Here is a 20,290-nt window from a genome sequence, read left to right as displayed (position 1 = left end):
CTTCTCCCTAGGGCCGTTGCCATGAGCTGGGACGGTTTCGAGGCCCCGCTCAAGGCACGGCTCCGGTTGTTCGTGATCGGCGTGCTGGTTTTCTCGTTGCTGTGCACACTGTTCGGCCGCCTCTGGTACATGCAGGTGATGTCGAGCGCCGACTACAGCCAGGCGGCGACCGCGCAGCACATCCGTCAGGTGCTGGTCCCGGCGCCGCGTGGCACGATCGTCGACTCGCAGGGCCGGACCCTCGTCGGCAACCGGGTCTCGGTGATGATCACGGTCGACCGCTCGGTGCTCGCGAAGCTCCCGGAAAGCCAGCAGAACGTCGTCCTCGCGCGGCTCGCGAAGGTGCTCGGGCAGAAGCCGAAGGACCTGAAGGCGCGCACGATGCTGTGCGGTGAGCCGGGCGCGTCGAAACCACCCGCCTGCTGGAACGGGACGCCGTACCAGCCGATCCCGGTCGCGAAGGATGTCAGCGAGCAGGTCGCGATCGACGTGATGGAGCGCCGCGAGGACTTCCCCGGGATCGCCGCCGACTCGCAGACACTCCGCGCGTATCCCTCGCCGTACAAGGTGAACGCGGCGCACATCCTCGGGTACCTGTCGCCGATCACCACCGAAGAGCTCGAGGACATGGACAAGGCCGGGCAGGACTCGGTCCCGCACCGCTCGGACCTGGTCGGCCGGGCGGGCGTCGAGCGGTCGTACGACAAGCTCCTGCGCGGTACGCCGGGTGAGAAGGACGTGATCGTCGACGCGGTCGGGTACACCACGGGCATCAAGAAGCAGACCGCTCCGGTCCCGGGTGCCACGCTGGTGACCACGATCGACGCGCGCCTCCAGGCGTCGGTCGAGGCCCAGTTGAAGAACGCGATCATGACCGCGCGCAAGCAGACCGACCCGGTCACCCACCGCAAGTACGTCGCCGACTCCGGCGCGGCCGTGGTGATGGACACGAAGACCGGGCGGATCGTGTCGATGGCGAGCTACCCGACGTACGACCCGGGCGTCTGGGTCGGCGGGATCAGCCAGCGCGAGCTCGACGCGTTGTACTCGGCCAAGTCCGGGACGCCGCTGGTGTCGCGTCCGCTGCAGGCCCAGTTGGCCCCGGGGTCGACGTTCAAACCGATCACGACGTCGGCTGCGCTGGGCGCCGGGTACAGCACGAAGACACGGCTCGACTGCTCGTCGTACTTCGAGGTCGGCAACCGCAGGTTCAAGAACTACGAGTCCGCGTCGCGCGGAATGATCGGGTTCGACCAAGCGCTGGCGCTGTCCTGCGACACGTTCTTCTACCGGATCGCGTACGCGCTCTGGCTCAAGGAGGGTGGCAACTCCAGCGACGTCACCACCCATGACCCGCTGGTGGAGATGGCGCAGAAGTTCGGCCTCGGCAAGCCGACCGGCGTCGACCTGCCCGGCGAGGTCAGCGGCCGGATCGCCGACCGCAAGTGGAAGAAGACGTACTACGACTCGATGAAGGACTACTACTGCAAGATCTCGGCCAACCCGCCGGCCGGGACGTCGGCGTTCCTGAAGCAGTTCGCCCGCGAGTTCTGCGTCGACGGGTACAAGTACCGCGCCGGTGACGCGGTGAACTTCGCGATCGGCCAGGGCGACACGATCGTCACCCCGCTGCAGCTCGCGACCGTCTACTCGGCCTTGTCGAACGGCGGCACGCTGTTCGAGCCGCGCGTCGTCCAGTCCTGGATCGGTGCGAACGGCAAGCCGCACGAGATCAAGCCGACCGTGAAGTCGAAGCTCCCGGTCGCGAGGAACACCTTGAAGTACATCGACACCGCGCTGAAGCAGACCACGGTTTCGGGTACGGCGGCGTGGAAGTTCCAGGGCTTCCCGCTCGACAAGATCCCGGTCCGCGCCAAGACCGGTACGGCCGAGGTGTACGGGAAGCAGACCACGTCGTGGCTCGCGTCGTACACCGATCGGTACGCCGTGGTGATGATGATCAGCCAGGCTGGTACCGGTTCGGGCGCCGGAGGTGACGCGGTCCGCAAGATCTACGAGACGTTGTACAACATCAAGCCCGCGCCGCCGGCCGGCCAGCAGAAGCCGGTGCAGTGAGATGGCGTTACTCAGCCCGATCCGGACCCGGCCGCGGATGGACCGCCGGTCGACGGTGTGGCATGTCGACTGGGTGCTGGTGTTCGGCGTGGTCGCGCTGTCGTTCATCGGCGCCCTGCTGATCTGGTCCGCGACCCACAACCGCACCTCGCTGACCGAGGGCAAACCGGATGCGTTCCTGCTCCGGCACGCGCTGAACTTCGCGATCGGCCTGGTCCTCGCGATCGGCGCCGCGATCACGGACCACCGCCGAGTCCGGATCCTCGCCCCGCTGCTGTACGCCGCCTCGGTCGTCGGACTGATCCTGGTCCTGGTGCCCGGCGTCGGCTCGACGATCAACGGTTCCCGGTCGTGGATCCAGCTCCCGTTCATGTCGATCCAGCCGAGTGAGTTCGCGAAGCTCGCGGTGATCGTCGGCATGGCACTGCTGATCGCGGAGAAGAGCGAGACCGACCGCAACGAGGACGCCCGCACCCTCGACGTCGCGCAGGCGGTCGGGGTCGCCGCCGTACCGGTGATCCTGGTGATGCTGCAGCCGGACCTCGGCACCGTGATGGTGCTCGGGTCGATCGTGTTCGGGATCATCGCGGTGTCCGGCGTACCGAAACGCTGGATGCTGGGGCTGCTCACGGCCGGTGTGCTGGTGGCGGCGATCGCGATCAAGCTGCAGGTGCTGAAGGAGTACCAGATCGCCCGCTTCACCGCGTTCGCGAACCCGTCGTCGGACCCGCAGGGCATCGGGTACAACGTGAACCAGGCGCGGATCGCGATCGGGAACGGGGGCGTGTTCGGGCAGGGCCTGTTCCACGGCGGCCAGACGCAGAACGCGTTCGTCCCCGAGCAGCACACCGACTTCGTGTTCACTGTCGCGGGCGAGGAGCTCGGGCTGATCGGCGCCGGCGCGATCATCGTGCTGTTCGCGATCATCCTGTTCCGCGGGCTGCGGATCGCGGTAAATGCGCGGGACGCGTTCGGGCGGCTGGTGGCGACCGGGATCGTCTGCTGGTTCGCGTTCCAGGCGTTCGAGAACATCGGGATGACGCTCGGCATCATGCCGGTTACGGGCCTGCCGCTGCCGTTCGTGTCGTACGGCGGTTCGTCGATGTTCGCCTGCCTGCTCGCGGTCGGCCTGCTGCAGAACATCCACCTCCGCTCGCACCGCTACTGACGACCCGACTGACCCGTCAGGTACGCTGCTCCCTGCTCGGCCCCCGCCCAGAGCCCGCTGGAAGGCCCGATGACCAGGTTCGTTGCCCTAGTTGCCGTTTTGACGCTGTCTCTTGCCGCCTGTGGCGGTGGGGACGACGACCAGCCTGCCGCCGGTCCACCGGCGACCACGCCGACACCGACGCCGAGTGCCACCGCGTCGACGTCGGCCGCGCCCGTCACCCGGACGACGGCCGAGCTCACCAAGGCGCTCCTCGAACTCGCCGATCTGCCGACCGGCTTCGCCGAGGACAAGGACGAGGTCGACGAGAACGCCAAACCGTTCTCGTCGTCGAGCAGCCGGTGCAAGACGCTGGTGAAGTACCTGAACGCCACCAAGGCGCCCGGCTCCAAGGCCAGCGTGACCCGCACGTTCACCGGCGGTCAGGAAGGCCCGTACATCGACTACGGCCTCGACGCGATGGGCACCGCCGGCGCGGTCACCGATCTCCGCGACACGTACGCCGAAGCCGTCGACTCCTGCACCAAGGTGACCTTGAAGACCGAAGGCGCCGGCAGTACGTCGATGAAGGTCGAGAAGATCACCGCCCCTCAGTACGGCTCCAAGCCCTTCGCCTTCCGCCTCACCGGCACCAGCGGCCCGAAACGCGGTCTCGAGTACGCCGCAGTCGTCACCGGCGTCGACGACGTCATCATCTCCGTAGGCGTCCTAGCCGGCCAAGGCACCGAACTGGACCCAGCCACGGAGGCAGCTGTCACCAAAGCCAGACACGTCCTGAAACCCGCCTAACCCGGAGACGCCGACGGCTGTCTGGTGCCCACGCGTGCTACGCAGTCGCTCCTCCGTCGCGCCAGCTGCGCGCGCTCCCTCCCACCCGAACCTGTTCCGGGCTGGCGCCCGGGGCGACTGCCAGGTGATTGCCCGCGGCCCGCACATCCTGTGCCGATGCCGACATGCCGGCGCGCCTGCGCCGGCACGATCTACCCGAGCTCACCCACAGACGCTTGCAACGTGGCTGGTGGACAGGGCCGACGCGGATGCAGGGATCGGCACGTCAGCCCTGTCGATCGTGGGGTAGCCAGCGAGCCACACCTCGCCGGCGAGTAGGTGTTCCAGATGACGCTTCAGCACGACCGGCGGCCCGAGCGAACTGAGGTGGAGCAGGCTCGGAAGCACAACGATCCGGATGCGTTGCCGACCGGCCTGCTCAATCAGAGCCCGGAAAGCGTCGGGAGCACTGTCTGCGTGTTCTACATGAACCCCGACCAGCACGCTTTCACGCCCCCGTGCCCATGCGGCCAGTCCAGGTAGCAGCTCGTCGAGATCTGCATCGCTGACGAGCTGGGCATTGATGTAGCCGATGACGGGTAGCACGTCGAATATTCTCTACCCAAGAATATTCTTCTGGCAAGAGTCTTGCGCGAATACATTCTTTAGCTGAGAATATTTCCGTCAACCTCAGCGAGACGGGAGCGCACATGAAGATCACCAAGCTGGTGCCGCCCGACGGTGACTGCAATGACGGGAAGACCTGTCCGGCAGTACATGTCACCGACGGCGATCTGGTGCTGGTTCAGGGGTATCTGGTTCCAGATGCGCCGCTGACACCTCCTGATGGTGAGGGTTTGGTTGCGGTGCCGCGATCCCTGCTACGTTCATTGGCCACGCTGCTCGGAGAGCTCTGACGACTGGAGGAACGTGGGCAACGAAACCCGTTTCGACCGGTTGTTCGACGAGTTCACCGAGGAGGCGTTCCGCGTCGAGACGCTGCCTGGCTACAACGTCGGTCAGGATGCGGAACGCCTGACGCAGTACGCGTCCGGCGCCTACCTTCCTGAACAGCCGATCCCAGGCGTCTCGTTCGTAGCGGATCTGGTGCGTCGAGGTCGCCGTACGACACTGGTCCGGCTGGTCGGAGAGCCGCTGACCGTCGATCAGCGGCTGAGCATCGACTGGGTGTACCCGCATCACGCTGCGGCAGGCCGTGACATCTCGATTCTCAGGTCGAACGCTGAGGTTGCGGACCTTGCTGCTTCCGTAGGGGACTTCTGGCTGTTCGACAATGCGGTGGTGGCGGTCATGCGCTACCTGCCCGGCGGCGAGTTCGACCGGGCCGACGTCATCGACGCCGACGACGAGGTTGCGAAGTACGTTGCCCTCCGCAACCAGTATGTCGACGCTGCGACGCCGTTCCGGAGCTGGCTCGCGAGCTGGCGCAGGGGTCTGCGGTGACTGATCCGTCCGAGGCGCGTCGTGAGTTCGGCCTGGACCTCCGATCGTTGCGTCGCCGGGCAGGCCTGACCGGCGAGGTGATCGCCGAACGGCTCGGATGGACGCAGTCGAAGGTCTCGAAGATCGAGAACGGCCATCAACTCCCGACCGTTGCGGAGGTTCGTGCGTTCGCCGAGGCGGGTGGCGCGGAGCCGGATGAGGTCGGCGACCTGGTCAGCCGGATCGAGTCACTCACGATCACGGTCAGTGGGTGGCGGACGATCCTGCGCAGTGGGATTGCGGGCGGCCAGCGGGATCTGTCCGAGATCGAGGCGCGTGCAACCGTGGTCCGGCGGATGGATCCGAGCATGGTGCCGGGTCTGTTGCAGACCCCCGAGTACGCCCGCGTGATGTTGAGCGGCGGGCCGGATCTCGCGGCGAACGTCGCTGCCGGCGTGGAAGCTCGGCTCCGCCGTCAGCAGAAGCTGTACGCCGGGACTCAGCGGTTCGAGTACGTGCTCTTCGAGGATGCCCTCCGCCGAGTCGTCGCCGAACCCGACGTACTTGCCGTACAAATGGATCGGCTTGTCCAGTTGTCGACGCTCGCGAACGTCGACATCGCAGTCGCATCCGCGGATCGTCGGTTGCCGCTCGCCCCGATCCACGGATTCTCGGTTTTCGACGACGTGCTGGTGCAGATCGAGTTGGAGACAGGCGCCGTTGACATCACAGCGCCGTCCGATGTGCAGTACTACCGCCGGATCTACGATGCGATGGTGGAGATCTGCGTGCGAGACGACGCGGCCCGCGACATTCTCAGCGGTCTGGCTGCGCGCTTCCGAGTTGGGTCAGCGGTAGAGGGGTAGGGCTCCGGTCAGCGAGTCGATTGAGGCGCGGGGGCCGTAGAGGGCTAGGCCCAGGTACTGGATGTCTTCGGGCTTGGTGCCGGCGAGGGTGGTGGACATCTGCTCGTAGGTGCGGGCCTGCTGGGCGACCTGGTGCATGTCGTGGATGGTGACGTTGGCGCGCGCGGCAGCCTCGGCGCGGAGGGTGCTGAGGGTGTCGGCGGGGGCGCGAAGGATCGGGATCGGGTACGCGCACATGCCGGTGTGGATGGTCCCGGCGGCGTCGGTGGTGTCGGGTCCGACGGTTTCGTCGTGGTGCCTGCCGACGCCGACGCCGAGCAGGGCGGCGGTGTTGAGGGCGACGCCGATGGGGGCTTCGGTCGCGATGATCACGACCATCTTGTTCGTCAGCACGGCGGTCAGGCTAGCTCGATGGGCGGTTGATCTCGTCGTACCCCGAACATCGTTCGGTGGATCTGGGAAACTGGGCGGCATGGATGAACTTGATACGGCGCTGCCGCGGATGCTGCAGAACGACGCCCGCCGGACGAACCGGGACATGGCGGCCGAGCTCAAGATCGCGCCGTCGACCTGCCTCGAGCGGATCCGCGGCCTCAAAGACCGCGGCGTGATCAGCGGATACCACGCGGCCGTCGACCTGAAGGCGATCGATCGGTCCACCCAGGCGATCATCTCGATCAAGCTCCGCCCGCAGGCGATGGCGGTGGCGACCGCCTTCCAGCAGTACGTGATGGACCTGCCGCAGACGCTGGACATGTTCATGGTCTCCGGCGGCTCCGACTTCCTCGCCCACGTGGCCGTCAAGGACACCCAAGCGCTCCGCGACCTGGTCCTCGCCCTCGCCAAACGCCAGGAAATCGCCGACATCCGCAGCTCAGTCGTCTTCGAACACCACCGCCGCACCACGATCATGCCGCTACCGGACCGCGCACACTCGGAGGGTTCTGTGAGCAAGCAATAGCCGTCCTTGTGACGCAAGTGTGGATGGGTCGGCCCGCTCCGGCGGACCTTCGAGCGAATGTGGCGCGGGCGCCTGTGGTTCATCGAGTCGTGGGTTTCGGCGGCCAATCGCCGCATCGATCCACGACTCGCCGTGCCGAGGACTGACCAAACACCACGACTCGGCGTGATGCAGGTCGGCGTACGCCGGGTACCAGCCCTCCGACCGAGCAGCACCGGAGCCACACGCGGCCGGATAACCCCTCGCGTTGGGGGTTCTCCCCTCGCACACCAGCGGAGAACCTCCAACGCGCGGGGATATCCGTTCATGTGACTGATCCGCAGGTCGCACCCCGGAGCTGGGGAAACTGGGTCACTGAGGGGTTGGGGAGGATTGCTTCCCGAACACATCCCGAAACGGGCAGGTAACCCTCCCCAACACCCCAGTCCGGCGCCACGCCACCGCATCCACTCAGACGCAGCCGGGAGTCGACGCCCCACGAATCTGGCCGACGAGCGCAGTAGCCTGTTCACAGACCCCGGGGCTGTGCCATGTCTCGGAGCGGCATCGCGGGCGGGGGTTTCGTAGGGTGGGGGTATGCGACTGAACTACGTGGAGACAGGTTCGGCTGACGCGCCCGTCGTACTGCTCGGGTCGTCGCTCGGGGCTGATCAGGGGATGTGGGCACCGCAGGTCGACGTACTGGCGAAGCGCTTCCGGGTGGTGGCGTTCGATCACCGGGGTCATGGCGGGTCGGAGGTGCCCGACGGGCCGTACACGATCGACGACCTGGGCGGCGACGTCGTCGAGTTGCTTGACACGCTCGAAGTGGAGCAGGCGTCGTACGTCGGGATCTCGCTAGGCGGCGCGGTGGGCCTGTGGCTCGCGCAGAACGCCCCGGACCGCTTCCACCGCTTCGTCGTGATCTGCCCACCGTCGAACCCGGCCGCGGACCCGCAGATGTGGATCGACCGCGCCGCGCAGGTACGTGCCGAGGGCACCCAAGCCATCGCCGACGCGACCCTCGGCCGCTGGTTCCTCCCCGAATTCAAGGACATCGAGCCCGTACGACGGATGCTGCAGAACTGCCCCGCCGAGGGCTACGCCGCCTGCTGCGAGGCCCTCAGCACCACCAACCTCCTCCCCGGCCTGAGCGACATCACCGCCCCCGTCCTCGTGATCACCGCCGACTCCGACACCTCCATCCCACCCGAAACCGTCGTACCCATAGCCACCCAGATCCCCGGCGCCCACCTGGAAATCATCGAAAACGCCGCCCATCTGGTCACCTACTCCCACCCCGACGTCATCAACCCCCTCCTCCTCGCCCACCTCGGCTGAATGCGGCGTACGGCCGCAGCGGCGTTAGGCTGGTAGGCGCTCTGACCTGCTGACCGGAAGTGGCTATGACTGTCGAATCGCTGTTCCCGCGCCTGGAGGCTCTGTTGCCGGGGGTGCAGAAGCCGATCCAGTACGTCGGTGGTGAGCTGAACTCGGTCAGTAAGGAATGGGACGCGGTCAGTGTCCGGTGGGCGCTGATGTACCCGGACGCGTACGAGGTCGGGCTGCCGAACCAGGGCGTGCAGATCCTGTACGAGGTGCTGAACGAGCGTGACCACATCCTGGCCGAGCGGACGTACTCCGTCTGGCCGGACATGGAGAAGGTGATGCGGGACCACGAGATCCCGCAGTTCACGCTGGACTCGCATCGGCCGGTACGGGCGTTCGACGTGTTCGGGCTGTCGTTCTCGACCGAGCTCGGGTACACGAACATGCTGACCGCGCTCGATCTGGCGGGCATCCCGTTGCACGCCGTCGACCGCACCGACGAGGACCCGATCGTGCTGGCCGGCGGGCATGCCGCGTTCAACCCGGAGCCGATCGCGGACTTCATCGACGCCGCGGTGCTCGGTGACGGCGAGGAGATCGTGCTGGCGATCTCCGAGGTGATCCGGGAGTGGAAGGACGAGGGTCGCCCGGGCGGGCGCGACGAGGTCCTGACGCGGCTGGCGAAGTCGGGCGGCGTGTACATCCCGAAGTTCTTCACTGTCGACTACCTGCCGGACGGACGGATCCAGCGCGTCACCCCGAACCGTCACGGCGTACCGTTCCGGACCGCGAAGCACACGGTCATGGACCTCGACGCGTGGCCGTACCCGAAGAAGCCGCTGGTTCCGCTCGCCGAGACCGTGCACGAGCGGTACTCCGTGGAGATCTTCCGCGGCTGCACCCGCGGCTGCCGGTTCTGCCAGGCGGGCATGATCACCCGGCCGGTGCGGGAGCGCAGCATCACGACGATCGGCGACATGGTCGAGAACGGGCTGAAGCAGTCCGGGTTCGAGGAGGTCGGCCTGCTCAGTCTCTCGAGCGCCGACCACAGCGAGATCGCCGAGGTCGCGAAGGGCCTGGGGGACCGGTACGAGGGCAGCAACGTCTCGCTGTCGTTGCCTTCGACAAGGGTCGACGCGTTCAACATCACGCTGGCCAACGAGTTCTCCCGCAACGGCCGGCGCAGCGGTCTGACGTTCGCGCCGGAGGGCGGGTCGGACCGGATGCGCAAGGTGATCAACAAGATGGTCACCGAGGAGGATCTGATCCGCACGGTCGCGGCGGCGTACAGCCACGGCTGGCGGCAGGTGAAGCTGTACTTCATGGTCGGTCTGCCGACCGAGACCGACGAGGACGTGCTGGCGATCGCCGCGCTCGCGAAGCGGGTGATCGAGACCGGCCGCGAGGTGTCCGGCCGGCGCGACATCCGGTGCACGGTGTCGATCGGCGGGTTCGTGCCGAAGCCGCACACGCCGTTCCAGTGGGCCGCCCAGCTCGGCGCGGAGGAGACCGACGCGCGGCTGGCGAAGCTCGGCGCCGCGATCCGGTCCGAGAAGGGCTACGCGAAGGCGATCGGTTTCCGGTATCACGACGGCAAGCCGGGCATCATCGAGGGACTGCTGTCCCGCGGCGACCGGCGCGTCGGCCGCGTGATCGAGGCGGTGTGGCGCGACGGCGGCCGCTTCGACGGGTGGAGCGAGCACTTCTCGTACGAGCGCTGGATCGAGTGCACGGACAAGGCGCTCGCCGACGAGCCGGTCGACCTCTCCTGGTACACGACGCGGGAGCGCGAGTACGCCGAAGTACTGCCGTGGGACCACCTGGATTCGGGGCTGGACCGCGACTGGCTGTGGGAGGACTGGCAGGACTCGCTCGAGGAGGACGGCGCGATCGAGGTCGAGGACTGCCGTTGGACCCCGTGCTTCGACTGCGGCGTCTGCCCTCAGATGGGCACCGAGATCCAGATCGGCCCCACCGGCAAGAAGCTCCTGCCGCTGTCCGTCGTCTGAGGCCTGCGGCGCGAACGCCGCAGGCCCCTAGAGCCGTCAGTTGCAGTAGTACGCCGGGGTTGGGGTTGTTTCGGTCTGGTCCTGCCAGTGGGCCACGCCGACGTAGTACCCGCAGCCGGTGCCTTCGTCGAACCAGGCGCCGCCACCGGAGTACGCGTACGTTTCCGCGACCGTGGTGAACGGTCCGCTCGCGCTGGCGCCCTTCTGCAGCTCGACGCGCACCTCGGTCACGCTGTTCGAGCAGCCCTCCAGGCCCACGGCGACGTACAGCATCAGCGCCGAGTACCCGACCGACTTGGCCGTCACCAGGTCGCATGCCGACGTCGACGCCTGGGCCGGCGCCGCAACCGTCAGACCTGCCGCAGCCGCCGCAGCGGCCGCGACCGTACCTACGAGTTTCCGCATCTGACCACCCTCCAGTTGGAAAACTACAGAGGCTCAGCAGATTAGGTCACTCAGTTACGGGACGTCGAGCCTTTCGGCGCGGCGGAAAGAAGCAGGTCGGTGAGCAAGAGTTCGTCAGCGCTGCCCAGAACGAGGTCAGCCTCCGCCACCGCGTCGGCTGTCACGAACGGATTCGGTACGGCGACCGCGTACATGTCGGCCGCCTGCGCGGCGGCTACCCCGTGGGCTGTGTCCTCGACAGCGATCGCCGACGAGCCGGATACGCCGAGACGCTGCAGGGCGAGCTCGTAGATCGCCGGATCGGGCTTGTGCGCCGCGACCTCGTCGCCCGTGACGATGTGGTCGAACAGATCGACCGCACCGACCCGCTCCAGATGGCCGACCACCCACTTGCGGGGCGAGCTGCTCGCAATCGCCACGCGGAGGCCCAGCTCCCGCGCCGCCGCGATCCAGGCGCGGACCCCCGGCCGGAAGTCGAGCTCGGCGTGCATTCGCTCCCGGTGCGCGACGCGGCGGGCGTGGCTCGCCGTACGGTCGAAGTCGGTGCCGACAGCCTCGGCGAGGATCGCGTACCGGTCCTCGGAGATGTCGCCGCCGTGGCCGGGCCAGAAGCCGTCCAACTCGAGTTCGAGACCGTGGTGCGCCCATTCGGCCCGCCAGCTCTCGACCATTGTCGTCTCGGTGTCCATCAGCAGACCGTCGAAGTCGAACACGATCGCTTCCACGTCGACCGGCACGAGCCGCGTCGCGAGCCGGTGGATCTGGGCCGCGCTGAGCCCGAGCCAGGACAGGTACGCGCGGACGCCGCCGAGGTCGTCCAGGTGCTCGAGCGACCCGAGGATCGTCTCCGGGCGGGTCCGGGTGAACTCGGGTCCGTCCTGGATCCCGAGGTGCACCTCGCTGATGGCGTAGTCCGCCGCGATCTCTTCCCGCGGTACGCCGGCCAGGTCGAGCAGCACCGCGATGGTCAGACCCGTCCGGTCCTTGCCCGCCTGGCAGTGCACCACGACCGGCCGATCCGCCGGCGCATCCGCGATCGCGCTGAAGATACGGCCGATGTGGTTCGCGTTGCGCGTCAGGCTGTTGCGGTAGACGTCGACCAGCCGCGGCTCCGCGTCCGCATCACGCAGCAGCTCGGCCTCCGGGTCGATCCACGGGATCCGCCGGTACGCCGGGGTGCCCTCGAGCGGATGTGGTTGCTTCAGCTCCCAGTCGGACCGCAGATCAAGCACAAGCCCCGCGTCGAGCGCCTCGAACTCGGCCAGGTCCGCCACATCGAGTGCATCGCTGCGTACGACGGCCAGCGCCCGCGTCTGAACGCCGTACCGGGTCGGAAGTCCGCCGACGTCACGCGCATTCGGGCTCCACATACCGGTCAGCTTAGAACAGCACCTCCCAATGACTCGAAATCGTGCCAGGAACCGTCGAAAGCCTTGTGCTGCAAGGCGGAATCGGTGCCGACCGCGAAGACGTCGATCCGGCCTGGGCCCCAGGAGACGACCGAGCCGGCCGGGCGTGGGCGGACAGTCGCGGGCTCCAGCCAGCCGGCCAGGGCGGCGATGTTCATCCGCAGGATCTCCGTGGCGAGCGACCAGTCGATGAAGTTCAACGTGTCGTTGGCGGAGTGGATGTGGCTGTTCGCGCTGTCTGCGCCCTCGATCGTCAGTACCGCGGGGATCCCGGCGTCGATGAACGGGACATGGTCGCTGGCGAACGGGTTCAGCGACGTCTGGACCTTCAGTCCGGTGTACGTCGCGGCAGCGGTCGTCAGCGCACTGATCTGCGCGGCCGACACCTGTGCGCCCTCGAGCAGCACGGTCGGCGTGGCGGTGTTCTTGGTCGCGATCATGTCCATGTTGAGTACGGCGCGGACGCGGGACCGCTCGGCCGGCGGCAGCGTTGCGACGTACTGCTTGCTGCCGAACAGGCCCTCCTCCTCGCCGCCGAACAGGATGAGGCGCAGGTCGTGCTGCCAGGAGCGTCCGGACAACAACCGGCCGAGCTCCAGCACCCCGGCCGAACCGCTGCCGTTGTCGTCGGCTCCTGGTGCCGCCGCGGCCGGGCCGCCCGCCAGGTTGATCGAGTCCAGGTGGGCGGTGACGATCACCAGGCCACGGTTGGATCCGATACCGGCCCGGTCGCCGATCAGGTTCGCGGAACGGCCGGCGCCGACGGTGACCGGCGTCCGGGAGGTGTGGTAGCCGAGGGCAACCATTCGGTCGGCGGCGAAGTCCATCGCCTGCGTGAACGTCGTACTCAGCGAGTGCCTGGTCGGCAGGCCCGCCAGCCAGGTCACGTCGCTCTGGTACGACGCGGTGGACACGTCGGCGACGAGCTGCGCGACGAACGGGTCGGCGCGCGCCGGTACGACGGGAGGGGTGTCGATAACCGTCGTACCGGCTCGCAGTGGCTCGATCCGCCAGCAGTGATTTGACCGTCGACGGGGCTTGTCGGCGGCCGAGATCACCAGATGCCGGCCGTGATCGAGCAGGGGAGTGACGTTCGGGTAGTCGTCCTGGAAGCTGCGGCCCACCTGCGTGACCAGCAGCAGTCCGGGAGCGGTTCGGGAGGCCCGGCCGAGGCGTTGGTCGGCCGGGACCCAGAGGAGCGTCCGCTCCCCGAACCGCGCCGACCGCGCGCCGCCACCGGCATCCGCAGTCGGTACGACGAGATAACGCACAGGTCCTGCGCTCATATCACTCCTCGTCCAGCCGGACGTCAGTCCTGCCAGTCGATGTCCAGGCGGGTTGGGGTGGCCGCCACGACGTGGCCGGTGCCGCCGGCGCCGCGGGCGAGCCGGCCGCCGGATTCCCAGCGGCCCGCCGGTCGGGCCTCGGGGGCGTCGCCGCGACCGATCGCGTACTCCACGAACGTGCCGTCCGCGCGGAACTCCACCCCCCGCCGGCCGCGGGCCGGCGGGAAGGCGTAGTCGTCGCGGCGGTAGACGCTGATCCCGTCGTGGTCCTCCTCGGCGGAATGCGTCCAGTGCCCGAGCGGTGCGGTGGTCAGCGCCGCACCTCCTGCCGGATCGTGGCGGGCGAGTCGGGCACCGTGACCCTGAAGTCGCTGATGACGCCGCCGAGCGCCTCGTACCCGTTCCAGGTCGAGCCGTCCCACCACTTGTGGTAGAGCTGCTTGTCGGTGCCGGTGACGAACACGTCCAGCCGGTTCGTGTCCCACGAGACCACGCGCGGCTCGTCGGTGCAGATCCCGCCCAGGTACTCGTACCCGGTGAGCGACGGTCCCCACGCGGACCCGTCCCACCACTTGTGGTACAGCGCCGAGTCCGTTCCGAGCACGAACACGTCCAGCCGGTCCGGACCCCACGAGACCACGGTCGGCGCCGTCGTACACACGCCGCCCATGTACTCCCAGCCCGACCAGGCCGAGCCGTCGTACCACTTGTGGTACAGCGCCGAGTCGGTGCCGATGACGAACATGTCGAGCCGGTTCGCGCCCCAGGCCACGACCCGCGGCGGCGAAGCGCAGACACCGCCGAGGTACTCGTAGCCGTTCCAGGCGGAGCCGTCCCACCACTTGTGGTAGACCGCATTGTCCGTCCCGAGTACGAACGCGTCCAGCCGATCGGGGCCCCAGGCAACGACCTCCGGTGGGCTCATGCAGATGCCACCGAGATACTCGTACCCGTTCCAGGCCGAGCCGTCCCACCACTTGTGGTACAGCGCCCGGTCGGTGCCGAGGACGAACGCGTCGAGCCGGTTCGGGCCCCAGGTCGCGAGCCGCGGCGGGCTCATACAGACGCCGCCGAGGTACTCGTACCCGTTCCAGGCCGAGCCGTCCCACCACTTGTGGTATAGCGCGTGATCGGTGCCGAGGACGAACGCGTCCAGCCGGTTCGGCGCCCAGGACGCGACTTCAGGAGCGCTCATACAGATACCACCCTGGTACTCGTAACCGGCGACGGACGGTCCCCAGGCCGATCCGTCCCACCACTTGTGATACATCGCCAGGTCGGTGCCGAGCACGAACGCGTCCAGCCGGTTCGCGCCCCACGCCACGACCGATCCGGCGGGTTCCGGCGTACTGGTGCCGCCGAAGTCCGGCAGGTCCTTGCGGACGGTGTCCAGCGTCGCCTGCATCCGCGCCACCTGGTCGGTGGTGAACATGACCATGCCGCGGTCGTCGGTGTAGTCCATGTAGTCGTAGAACAGGTCACCGTTCGGGCCGTTGCTGCAGGTCACATGCGGGAACGTCGGTACGCCGAAGTTCGGGCCGGCCGCGTTCGGGGTGTCGGCGCACTCGTCGGTACCGCTGCAGCCGCTGCCGTCGTCGCCCCAGATGTGGAACAGGTTGAAGTAGTGCCCGACCTCGTGCGTCGTCGTGCGGCCGAGGTCGAACGGCGCTGCCGCCGTACCGTTCGTGCCGAAGCCGCTGTGCAGGATGACGACGCCGTCGGTGTTCGCCGGGCCGCCGGGGAACTGCGCGTACCCGAGCAGGCCGCCGCCGAGCTGGCACACCCAGATGTTCAGGTAGTGGGCGGTGTCCCACGGGTCGATGCCGCCGGTCGCGGACGACTTCACCTTGTCGTCGGTGCCGAAGCTCGCCGTACTCGTCTGGGTCCGGGTGACGCCGGTCGTCGGGTTCCCGTTCGGGTCCTCGGTGGCCAGGAAGAACTCGACCCGCGAGTCCGCGATCAGGCCGCTGAACACTCCCGGCACGATGCTGGTGTCCGGGTTGGTGGCGCGGTAGTCGCGGTTCAGTACGTCGATCTGGCTGTCGATCTGGGCCTGCGAGATGTTCTGCGCGTTGGTGTTCCAGACGACGTGCACGACACACGGGATCCGCGCGACCCCGCTGAAGCGTTGCTGCGCGGCGACGTAGTCCATCGTCGCGGTCTCGAGCGCCGACCGCGCGGCGGCGTACGCCGGTGAGGTCGACAGCAGTCGCCGGTGCACATCCATCACGCCGCACTGGCGACGGGTCGGGAAGTCCGTGCGCCCGCTGTCGGTCGCGCCGCTCATACCGGCACCACCTGCTTGGCCGCCGCCCGACATCCCAGCACCGCCAGGCGATCCGGCGCCAGTCATCCCGGCACCGCCGGGCGCTCCGCCACCGGTCATTCCCGCGCCGCTGGGCGCTCCGCCGCCGCCCATGTCCGTGGACGGCGCTCCGCCGCCGCCCATGTTCGTCGCCGGCGTGCTGCTGGAAGCTGGTGCGGCAGTCGGCATGCCGTCCGCCGTGGGCTGTTCGCTGGTCGCATGCCCGTTCTGCTCGGTCGCCGGCGCCTCGCCCGGCATCCTGTAGTCGTCCCGGTGCTTGTCCGCTCGCCCGTTGGCCTTCCTCGGCATCTTTCCCCCTCCCGCGGGGGCGCAGGAGCAGGCCGGCGTACGCCGAACCGAAGAACAACCCCCAGCGCGCCCTCGATCGAAGACGGTCCTGCCGTCTTCCCCCACCGAACAGTCGGCCCCCAAGTCGCTGCTCTGTGTTTGACGATCCGCTCATCACCGCCCGTGCACAACCCTTCGCGCACCGGCAGTCAAATTCACGCGATCCGCTGCGATGGTTGACGAATTTCAAGCGCTTGCCGGGAAAGGATGATCCGCTAGAGCGTTCGTTCCCACATCGTGCGTTGGGCTACCGGGCGGAAGCCGAGCTTGGTGTTGACGGCGATCATGGGCGCGTTCTCGGGGGCGTTCCAGGTGTGGAGTACGGCGGGAACGGCGACGCCGGCCTGGAGGGCGCGGAGGTTGGGGCCCTTCACCGCGATACCGAGACGGTTGCCGCGGTGCGTACGACGTACATAGGTGTCGTACTGGTTGAGTCGGTCCGGGGTTTCCGGCGTACCGCCCATCTGCGTGTACGCCGCCAGCTCGCCGGAGGCGGTGTGTACGGCGGCCGTGGTGTACGTGAACCGGCCCTGGGCGACCCGCCGAGCCTCGGCGTCACGTACCAGCTCGGGCGTCCAGTGCACCGCCTCGCTGGTGCGCTGGCCCGTCGGCACGTCCTCGCTCATCCCGCTCATCAACCCCTGACAATCTCCACCCACGGACCCTATTCCCCACGCCCCCGCAGACGCTCCCGAATTACCATCCACCGATGGCCCCGGCACCCCAACACCACTTCGGCGTCTACGCCCGAATCCGCGATGCCCACCGCATCCTCCTGGTCCACAAAACCCGCGGCCCGTACACCGGCCTCCTCGACCTACCAGGAGGCAGCCCCGAGCCGGGTGAGTCGTGGCCGGAAACCCTCCAACGCGAACTCCAGGAAGAACTCGGCCTGCACCTGGCGACGTCCGGCCACTTCCAGCCCTTCGCCGTTCACGTCCGCGCGACCTCCACCGGCGCACCCATCAACTTCCACCACCGCGGCGTCTTCCTCGACCTACCTCGGCCGCCGACCGCACCGTCCACGCACGTCTCCCCGGACACGGCCGGGTGGCGGTGGTTCGACACCTGCACCGACGACGAGACCCACCTAAGCCCCGTCGTACGCGCCGTCCTGGCTCTCTGACCCGGCGTGGGGACTGGGACAGGCAGTAGCGGCTCTTGTGTTGGATGTGTGGCCAAGGGGGTGGCCAGGTCTGGGGACTGCCACCCACCTGAAGGGACCAGCAAATGTCCCCAGTCGCTCCGGTCGTGGATTTGTGCAGGTCGACAGTACGTATACGTCCACTGTCGGGCGATTCGGTCTGCTACTCAGTGCGCGGCGGTGGGTAGTAGGCATATGTACTGTCGAGCTGCAGTTTGGCGGACTGGGGCTACAGGTGCGTGCGGTCGGCTGGTTGCCGGGGGAGGTGACACCTGCTGGGTGCTGTGGACAGGGAATACCAGGTGCCAGCCCACCAGAACCTGTCTCACGGCCCCGCAGTTCACCCACACACCGGACAGGAGAGCCGCAATAGCGTGTTCAAAGGCCCCGGAAGGGGTCGCCGGGGTCCGTTAGTGTGGGGCGGAGGGCCCGGTTGGCGGCGGGTTAGGGAGCGGTTGCACCGTCTTGAGGATCTCGTCGGTGAGTTGTTCGGGGGAGCGGGGCTTGGTGACGTCGAGGTGTTTCAGGGCGAGTTGGTCGACGAGGGTGAGCATTCTCGTCTGGTAGCCGAGGGACCGGGCGAGGAACTTGTCGACCAAGGAGCGGTCCTCGGTGGTTAGACCGTCATACCTGCTGATGCTGTGTATGCGGGCCGACACGACACGCTCACTCGCGCTGAGCCAGACAGCAGAGGTGTACGGCGTGGTCAGCCGCGCCACGTTTGCGGGCCAGACCCCGGACCCCTCCAGCACCAACCCCGCCGCCGCAGTCGATCGACTCGTGACCAGTTCCTCGATCCGCGGCCACATCTGCTCGTAGTGGTCGAGCAGAGCGTCGACCAGCTGCTCGCCGGTCAAGGACCGACAGTGCTCGACGACGTGCGCCGGCACCTCGTGGCCCGGCGTGGCCCACGGCCGCCCGCGATGCCGGCCGAGCTTGTCCGTGGACAGGTAGTCGAACCCGAGTCGCTCTGCCAGAACCTGTGCAACCGTCGACTTCCCGACGCTCGAGGTCCCACCGACCAGCACCACGCGCAGGTCGTGTACCGAACCCATCTAGTGGTGGGGGCGGAGGGCTCGGTTGGCGGCGGGTTCGGCTATTTGGGTGCGGAAATCGTTGGCGGGGTAGACGCCCAGGATGCGGACCTCGACGGAGAAGAAGGCGAGTTCTTCCAGGGCGAGGGCCACGTTCGGGTCTTCGGGGTGGCCTTCGATGTCGGCGTAGAACTGGGTGGCGAAGAACATGCCGCCGAGCTGGTACGACTCCAGCTTGGTCATGTTCACGCCGTTGGTCGCGAAGCCGCCGAGGGCCTTGTAGAGCGCGGCGGACACGTTCCGGACGCGGTACACGAACGACGTGATGACCGGCCCGGACCCGACCGGCGGGACCTCGGGCTCGCGGGACAGGACCAGGAAGCGGGTCGTGTTGTGGTGCTCGTCCTCGACATCGGACGCCAGCGTCTCGAGGCCGTACAGCCCGGCCGCGGCCCGCGGGGACAGGGACGCGACGGTCGGATCACCCAGCTCCGACACCTCCCGCGCCGCGCCGGCGGTGTCGTCGGCAACCACGGTCGACCACCCGTGCTCGCGGATGATCTTCCGGCACTGCCCGAGCGCGTGCACATGGCTGCGGACCGTGCGGATCTGGTCCAGCGACGTACCGGGAACGCCCAGCAGCTGGAAGTGGATCGGCAGGAAGTACTCGCCGACGATGTGCAGCCCGGACTCCGGCAGCAGGTGGTGGATGTCCGCGACCCGGCCGGCGATCGAGTTGTCGACCGGGATCATCGCGAGGCCGGCACGTCCGCTGGTGACCGCCTCGAGCGCGTCCTCGAACGTCGTGCAGGGCAGCTGCTCGCGGTCCGGGAACATGTCGGTGCACGCCATCGCCGAGTTGGCGCCTGGCTCACCCTGATAAGCGATCGGTCCGTCCACGGTCTCCCAGCGTAGACCCAACCGATCTCAACAGACGGATCAGGTGTCCGTCTTGCGGACCTTGTCCGGCGCCCCGGTGACCGCGCGGCCCTCGAGCGCCTTGGCCTTGGTGGCGTACATGTCGATGTACTCCTGACCGGACAGCTCCATGATCTTGTACATGATCTCGTCGGTGACGGCCCGCAGGATCAGCCGGTCGCTTTCCATGCCCTCGTACCGCGAGAAGTCCAGCGGCTCGCCGAACTTGACCGTCGGCGAGGCGAACGACGCGACGATCTTCCCGGGCGGGGCGACCACGTCGGTCCCGATCACGCCGCACGGGATCACCGGCACCTTGGCCTCGAGCGCCAGCCGCGCGACGCCGGTCCGGCCCTTGTACAGCCGCCCGTCGTGCGAGCGGGTGCCCTCCGGGTAGATCCCGAACAGCTCGCCGCGCTCCAGCACCTTCATCCCGGCCCGCATCGCGCCCTCGGACGCCGACCCGCCGGACCGGTCGATCGGCACCTGGCCGGTGCCCTTGAAGAACCCGCGCTGGAACCGGCCCTTGATCCCGGCCCCGGTGAAGTAGTCGGACTTCGCCACGAACGTGACGCGCCGCCGCAGTACCAGCGGCATGAAGATCCAGTCCGAGTACGAGAGGTGGTTGCTGGCGATGATCGCAGGCCCGGTCTCCGGGATGTTCTCGGCGCCGACCACGTTCGGCCGGAAGATCCGCTTCACCGGCGGCCCGACCACCACGTTCTTCAGCACCCAGTAGATGCCTTTGCCGTCGCCGTCGCCGGCATCCACGACCGCAGGGTCCGGCTCCCGCCGCGGCGACTGTGCCGGTTCCGTCATCGGGTCGTCCCTCCTTGAAGTCA

The 20,290-nt window shown here is 67.9% G+C and carries 21 protein-coding genes; 10 read left to right on the top strand and 11 right to left on the bottom strand.

Annotated elements, in window-relative coordinates; all coding sequences use genetic code 11:
* Positions 1 to 21: 21 nt before the first annotated feature.
* The 3 genes from mrdA (at position 22) to ACWF0M_RS04460 (ending at position 4,033) form a co-directional block, all read left to right on the top strand.
* Positions 22 to 2,076 carry a penicillin-binding protein 2 gene (mrdA, locus tag ACWF0M_RS04470; RefSeq protein WP_452234197.1) on the top strand — a complete coding sequence of 685 codons (2,055 nt, stop codon included), beginning with the start codon at positions 22 to 24 and terminating at the stop codon, positions 2,074 to 2,076.
* A gap of 1 nt (position 2,077) precedes the next feature.
* On the top strand, positions 2,078 to 3,244 hold the full coding sequence (rodA, locus tag ACWF0M_RS04465) for a rod shape-determining protein RodA (protein WP_452234196.1): 1,167 nt from the start codon (positions 2,078 to 2,080) through the stop codon (positions 3,242 to 3,244).
* A gap of 69 nt (positions 3,245 to 3,313) precedes the next feature.
* The gene (locus ACWF0M_RS04460; RefSeq protein ID WP_452234195.1) at positions 3,314 to 4,033 is read left to right on the top strand and encodes a hypothetical protein; all 720 of its coding nucleotides are present in this window, start codon (positions 3,314 to 3,316) and stop codon (positions 4,031 to 4,033) included.
* Positions 4,034 to 4,234: 201 nt separating this feature from the next.
* Here the strand turns inward: ACWF0M_RS04460 and ACWF0M_RS04455 are convergent, their stop codons facing one another.
* Positions 4,235 to 4,618: a hypothetical protein gene (locus ACWF0M_RS04455; protein WP_452234194.1), complete on the bottom strand. Its 384-nt coding sequence runs from the start codon at positions 4,616 to 4,618 to the stop codon at positions 4,235 to 4,237.
* A 104-nt stretch (positions 4,619 to 4,722) separates the two neighbouring features.
* On the opposite strand from ACWF0M_RS04455, the gene ACWF0M_RS04450 reads away from it, so the two are divergent.
* Genes ACWF0M_RS04450 through ACWF0M_RS04440 form a run of 3 tightly spaced genes read left to right on the top strand, consistent with a single transcriptional unit; the run spans position 4,723 to position 6,321 of the window.
* Entirely contained in the window at positions 4,723 to 4,929 is a 207-nt protein-coding gene (locus tag ACWF0M_RS04450; RefSeq protein WP_452234193.1) for a hypothetical protein, read from the top strand.
* A 13-nt stretch (positions 4,930 to 4,942) separates the two neighbouring features.
* The gene (locus ACWF0M_RS04445) at positions 4,943 to 5,476 is read left to right on the top strand and encodes a DUF6879 family protein (protein ID WP_452234192.1); all 534 of its coding nucleotides are present in this window, start codon (positions 4,943 to 4,945) and stop codon (positions 5,474 to 5,476) included.
* Positions 5,473 to 6,321 carry a helix-turn-helix domain-containing protein gene (locus ACWF0M_RS04440; protein ID WP_452234191.1) on the top strand — a complete coding sequence of 283 codons (849 nt, stop codon included), beginning with the start codon at positions 5,473 to 5,475 and terminating at the stop codon, positions 6,319 to 6,321. The genes ACWF0M_RS04445 and ACWF0M_RS04440 overlap by 4 nt, the downstream gene beginning before the upstream one ends.
* On the opposite strand, the gene ACWF0M_RS04435 is transcribed toward ACWF0M_RS04440, so the two are convergent.
* Entirely contained in the window at positions 6,304 to 6,714 is a 411-nt protein-coding gene (locus ACWF0M_RS04435) for a DUF2000 domain-containing protein (protein ID WP_452234190.1), read from the bottom strand. The two genes, ACWF0M_RS04440 and ACWF0M_RS04435, sit on opposite strands and share 18 nt — an antisense overlap.
* A gap of 79 nt (positions 6,715 to 6,793) precedes the next feature.
* On the opposite strand from ACWF0M_RS04435, the gene ACWF0M_RS04430 reads away from it, so the two are divergent.
* The 3 genes from ACWF0M_RS04430 to ACWF0M_RS04420 all read left to right on the top strand — a co-directional run bounded on the left by ACWF0M_RS04430 (position 6,794) and on the right by ACWF0M_RS04420 (position 10,599).
* Positions 6,794 to 7,282: an Lrp/AsnC family transcriptional regulator gene (locus ACWF0M_RS04430; protein WP_452234189.1), complete on the top strand. Its 489-nt coding sequence runs from the start codon at positions 6,794 to 6,796 to the stop codon at positions 7,280 to 7,282.
* A gap of 576 nt (positions 7,283 to 7,858) precedes the next feature.
* Complete coding sequence (gene pcaD / locus ACWF0M_RS04425) at positions 7,859 to 8,602, top strand: 3-oxoadipate enol-lactonase (RefSeq protein ID WP_452234188.1); 744 nt, start codon at positions 7,859 to 7,861, stop codon at positions 8,600 to 8,602.
* A gap of 65 nt (positions 8,603 to 8,667) precedes the next feature.
* A complete protein-coding gene (locus ACWF0M_RS04420) occupies positions 8,668 to 10,599 on the top strand; it encodes a TIGR03960 family B12-binding radical SAM protein (RefSeq protein ID WP_452234187.1) in 1,932 nt (643 codons plus the stop codon).
* Between the two features lie 36 nt (positions 10,600 to 10,635).
* On the opposite strand, the gene ACWF0M_RS04415 is transcribed toward ACWF0M_RS04420, so the two are convergent.
* The 6 genes from ACWF0M_RS04415 to ACWF0M_RS04390 form a co-directional block, all read right to left on the bottom strand.
* Complete coding sequence (locus ACWF0M_RS04415) at positions 10,636 to 11,004, bottom strand: hypothetical protein (RefSeq protein WP_452234186.1); 369 nt, start codon at positions 11,002 to 11,004, stop codon at positions 10,636 to 10,638.
* Between the two features lie 50 nt (positions 11,005 to 11,054).
* A complete protein-coding gene (locus ACWF0M_RS04410; RefSeq protein ID WP_452234185.1) occupies positions 11,055 to 12,374 on the bottom strand; it encodes an HAD-IA family hydrolase in 1,320 nt (439 codons plus the stop codon).
* Positions 12,375 to 12,379: 5 nt separating this feature from the next.
* A complete protein-coding gene (locus ACWF0M_RS04405; protein ID WP_452234184.1) occupies positions 12,380 to 13,699 on the bottom strand; it encodes a M20/M25/M40 family metallo-hydrolase in 1,320 nt (439 codons plus the stop codon).
* Between the two features lie 23 nt (positions 13,700 to 13,722).
* On the bottom strand, positions 13,723 to 13,899 hold the full coding sequence (locus ACWF0M_RS04400; RefSeq protein WP_452234183.1) for a hypothetical protein: 177 nt from the start codon (positions 13,897 to 13,899) through the stop codon (positions 13,723 to 13,725).
* A gap of 110 nt (positions 13,900 to 14,009) precedes the next feature.
* Positions 14,010 to 16,313: a M43 family zinc metalloprotease gene (locus ACWF0M_RS04395; RefSeq protein WP_452234182.1), complete on the bottom strand. Its 2,304-nt coding sequence runs from the start codon at positions 16,311 to 16,313 to the stop codon at positions 14,010 to 14,012.
* A 254-nt stretch (positions 16,314 to 16,567) separates the two neighbouring features.
* Positions 16,568 to 16,978, bottom strand: coding sequence for a hypothetical protein (locus ACWF0M_RS04390; RefSeq protein ID WP_452234181.1), 411 nt, complete (start codon positions 16,976 to 16,978; stop codon positions 16,568 to 16,570).
* A gap of 83 nt (positions 16,979 to 17,061) precedes the next feature.
* On the opposite strand from ACWF0M_RS04390, the gene ACWF0M_RS04385 reads away from it, so the two are divergent.
* On the top strand, positions 17,062 to 17,478 hold the full coding sequence (locus ACWF0M_RS04385; protein ID WP_452234180.1) for an NUDIX domain-containing protein: 417 nt from the start codon (positions 17,062 to 17,064) through the stop codon (positions 17,476 to 17,478).
* Positions 17,479 to 17,906: 428 nt separating this feature from the next.
* Here the strand turns inward: ACWF0M_RS04385 and ACWF0M_RS04380 are convergent, their stop codons facing one another.
* Genes ACWF0M_RS04380 through ACWF0M_RS04370 form a run of 3 tightly spaced genes read right to left on the bottom strand, consistent with a single transcriptional unit; the run spans position 17,907 to position 20,267 of the window.
* On the bottom strand, positions 17,907 to 18,551 hold the full coding sequence (locus ACWF0M_RS04380) for a hypothetical protein (protein ID WP_452234179.1): 645 nt from the start codon (positions 18,549 to 18,551) through the stop codon (positions 17,907 to 17,909).
* On the bottom strand, positions 18,552 to 19,430 hold the full coding sequence (locus tag ACWF0M_RS04375; protein ID WP_452234178.1) for a prephenate dehydratase: 879 nt from the start codon (positions 19,428 to 19,430) through the stop codon (positions 18,552 to 18,554).
* Positions 19,431 to 19,469: 39 nt separating this feature from the next.
* Entirely contained in the window at positions 19,470 to 20,267 is a 798-nt protein-coding gene (locus ACWF0M_RS04370; protein ID WP_452234177.1) for a lysophospholipid acyltransferase family protein, read from the bottom strand.
* Positions 20,268 to 20,290: the final 23 nt, after the last annotated feature.

It is taken from the genome of Kribbella sp. NPDC055110, assembly GCF_053607525.1.
The sequence above is the reverse complement of the archived record's forward strand: the minus strand, read 5'-3'. Positions and strand labels throughout refer to the sequence as shown.

Excerpts from the sequence above, each read along its gene's own strand:
- mrdA (WP_452234197.1), top strand. The coding sequence starts at position 22 with ATGAGCTGGGACGGTTTCGAGGCCCCGCTCAAGGCACGGCTCCGGTTG.
- rodA (WP_452234196.1), top strand. The coding sequence starts at position 2,078 with ATGGCGTTACTCAGCCCGATCCGGACCCGGCCGCGGATGGACCGCCGG.
- ACWF0M_RS04460 (WP_452234195.1), top strand. The coding sequence starts at position 3,314 with ATGACCAGGTTCGTTGCCCTAGTTGCCGTTTTGACGCTGTCTCTTGCC.
- ACWF0M_RS04450 (WP_452234193.1), top strand. The coding sequence starts at position 4,723 with ATGAAGATCACCAAGCTGGTGCCGCCCGACGGTGACTGCAATGACGGG.
- ACWF0M_RS04430 (WP_452234189.1), top strand. The coding sequence starts at position 6,794 with ATGGATGAACTTGATACGGCGCTGCCGCGGATGCTGCAGAACGACGCC.
- pcaD (WP_452234188.1), top strand. The coding sequence starts at position 7,859 with ATGCGACTGAACTACGTGGAGACAGGTTCGGCTGACGCGCCCGTCGTA.
- ACWF0M_RS04420 (WP_452234187.1), top strand. The coding sequence starts at position 8,668 with ATGACTGTCGAATCGCTGTTCCCGCGCCTGGAGGCTCTGTTGCCGGGG.
- ACWF0M_RS04415 (WP_452234186.1), bottom strand. The coding sequence starts at position 11,004 with ATGCGGAAACTCGTAGGTACGGTCGCGGCCGCTGCGGCGGCTGCGGCA.
- ACWF0M_RS04410 (WP_452234185.1), bottom strand. The coding sequence starts at position 12,374 with ATGTGGAGCCCGAATGCGCGTGACGTCGGCGGACTTCCGACCCGGTAC.
- ACWF0M_RS04405 (WP_452234184.1), bottom strand. The coding sequence starts at position 13,699 with ATGAGCGCAGGACCTGTGCGTTATCTCGTCGTACCGACTGCGGATGCC.
- ACWF0M_RS04395 (WP_452234182.1), bottom strand. The coding sequence starts at position 16,313 with ATGCCGAGGAAGGCCAACGGGCGAGCGGACAAGCACCGGGACGACTAC.
- ACWF0M_RS04390 (WP_452234181.1), bottom strand. The coding sequence starts at position 16,978 with ATGAGCGAGGACGTGCCGACGGGCCAGCGCACCAGCGAGGCGGTGCAC.
- ACWF0M_RS04385 (WP_452234180.1), top strand. The coding sequence starts at position 17,062 with ATGGCCCCGGCACCCCAACACCACTTCGGCGTCTACGCCCGAATCCGC.
- ACWF0M_RS04380 (WP_452234179.1), bottom strand. The coding sequence starts at position 18,551 with ATGGGTTCGGTACACGACCTGCGCGTGGTGCTGGTCGGTGGGACCTCG.
- ACWF0M_RS04370 (WP_452234177.1), bottom strand. The coding sequence starts at position 20,267 with ATGACGGAACCGGCACAGTCGCCGCGGCGGGAGCCGGACCCTGCGGTC.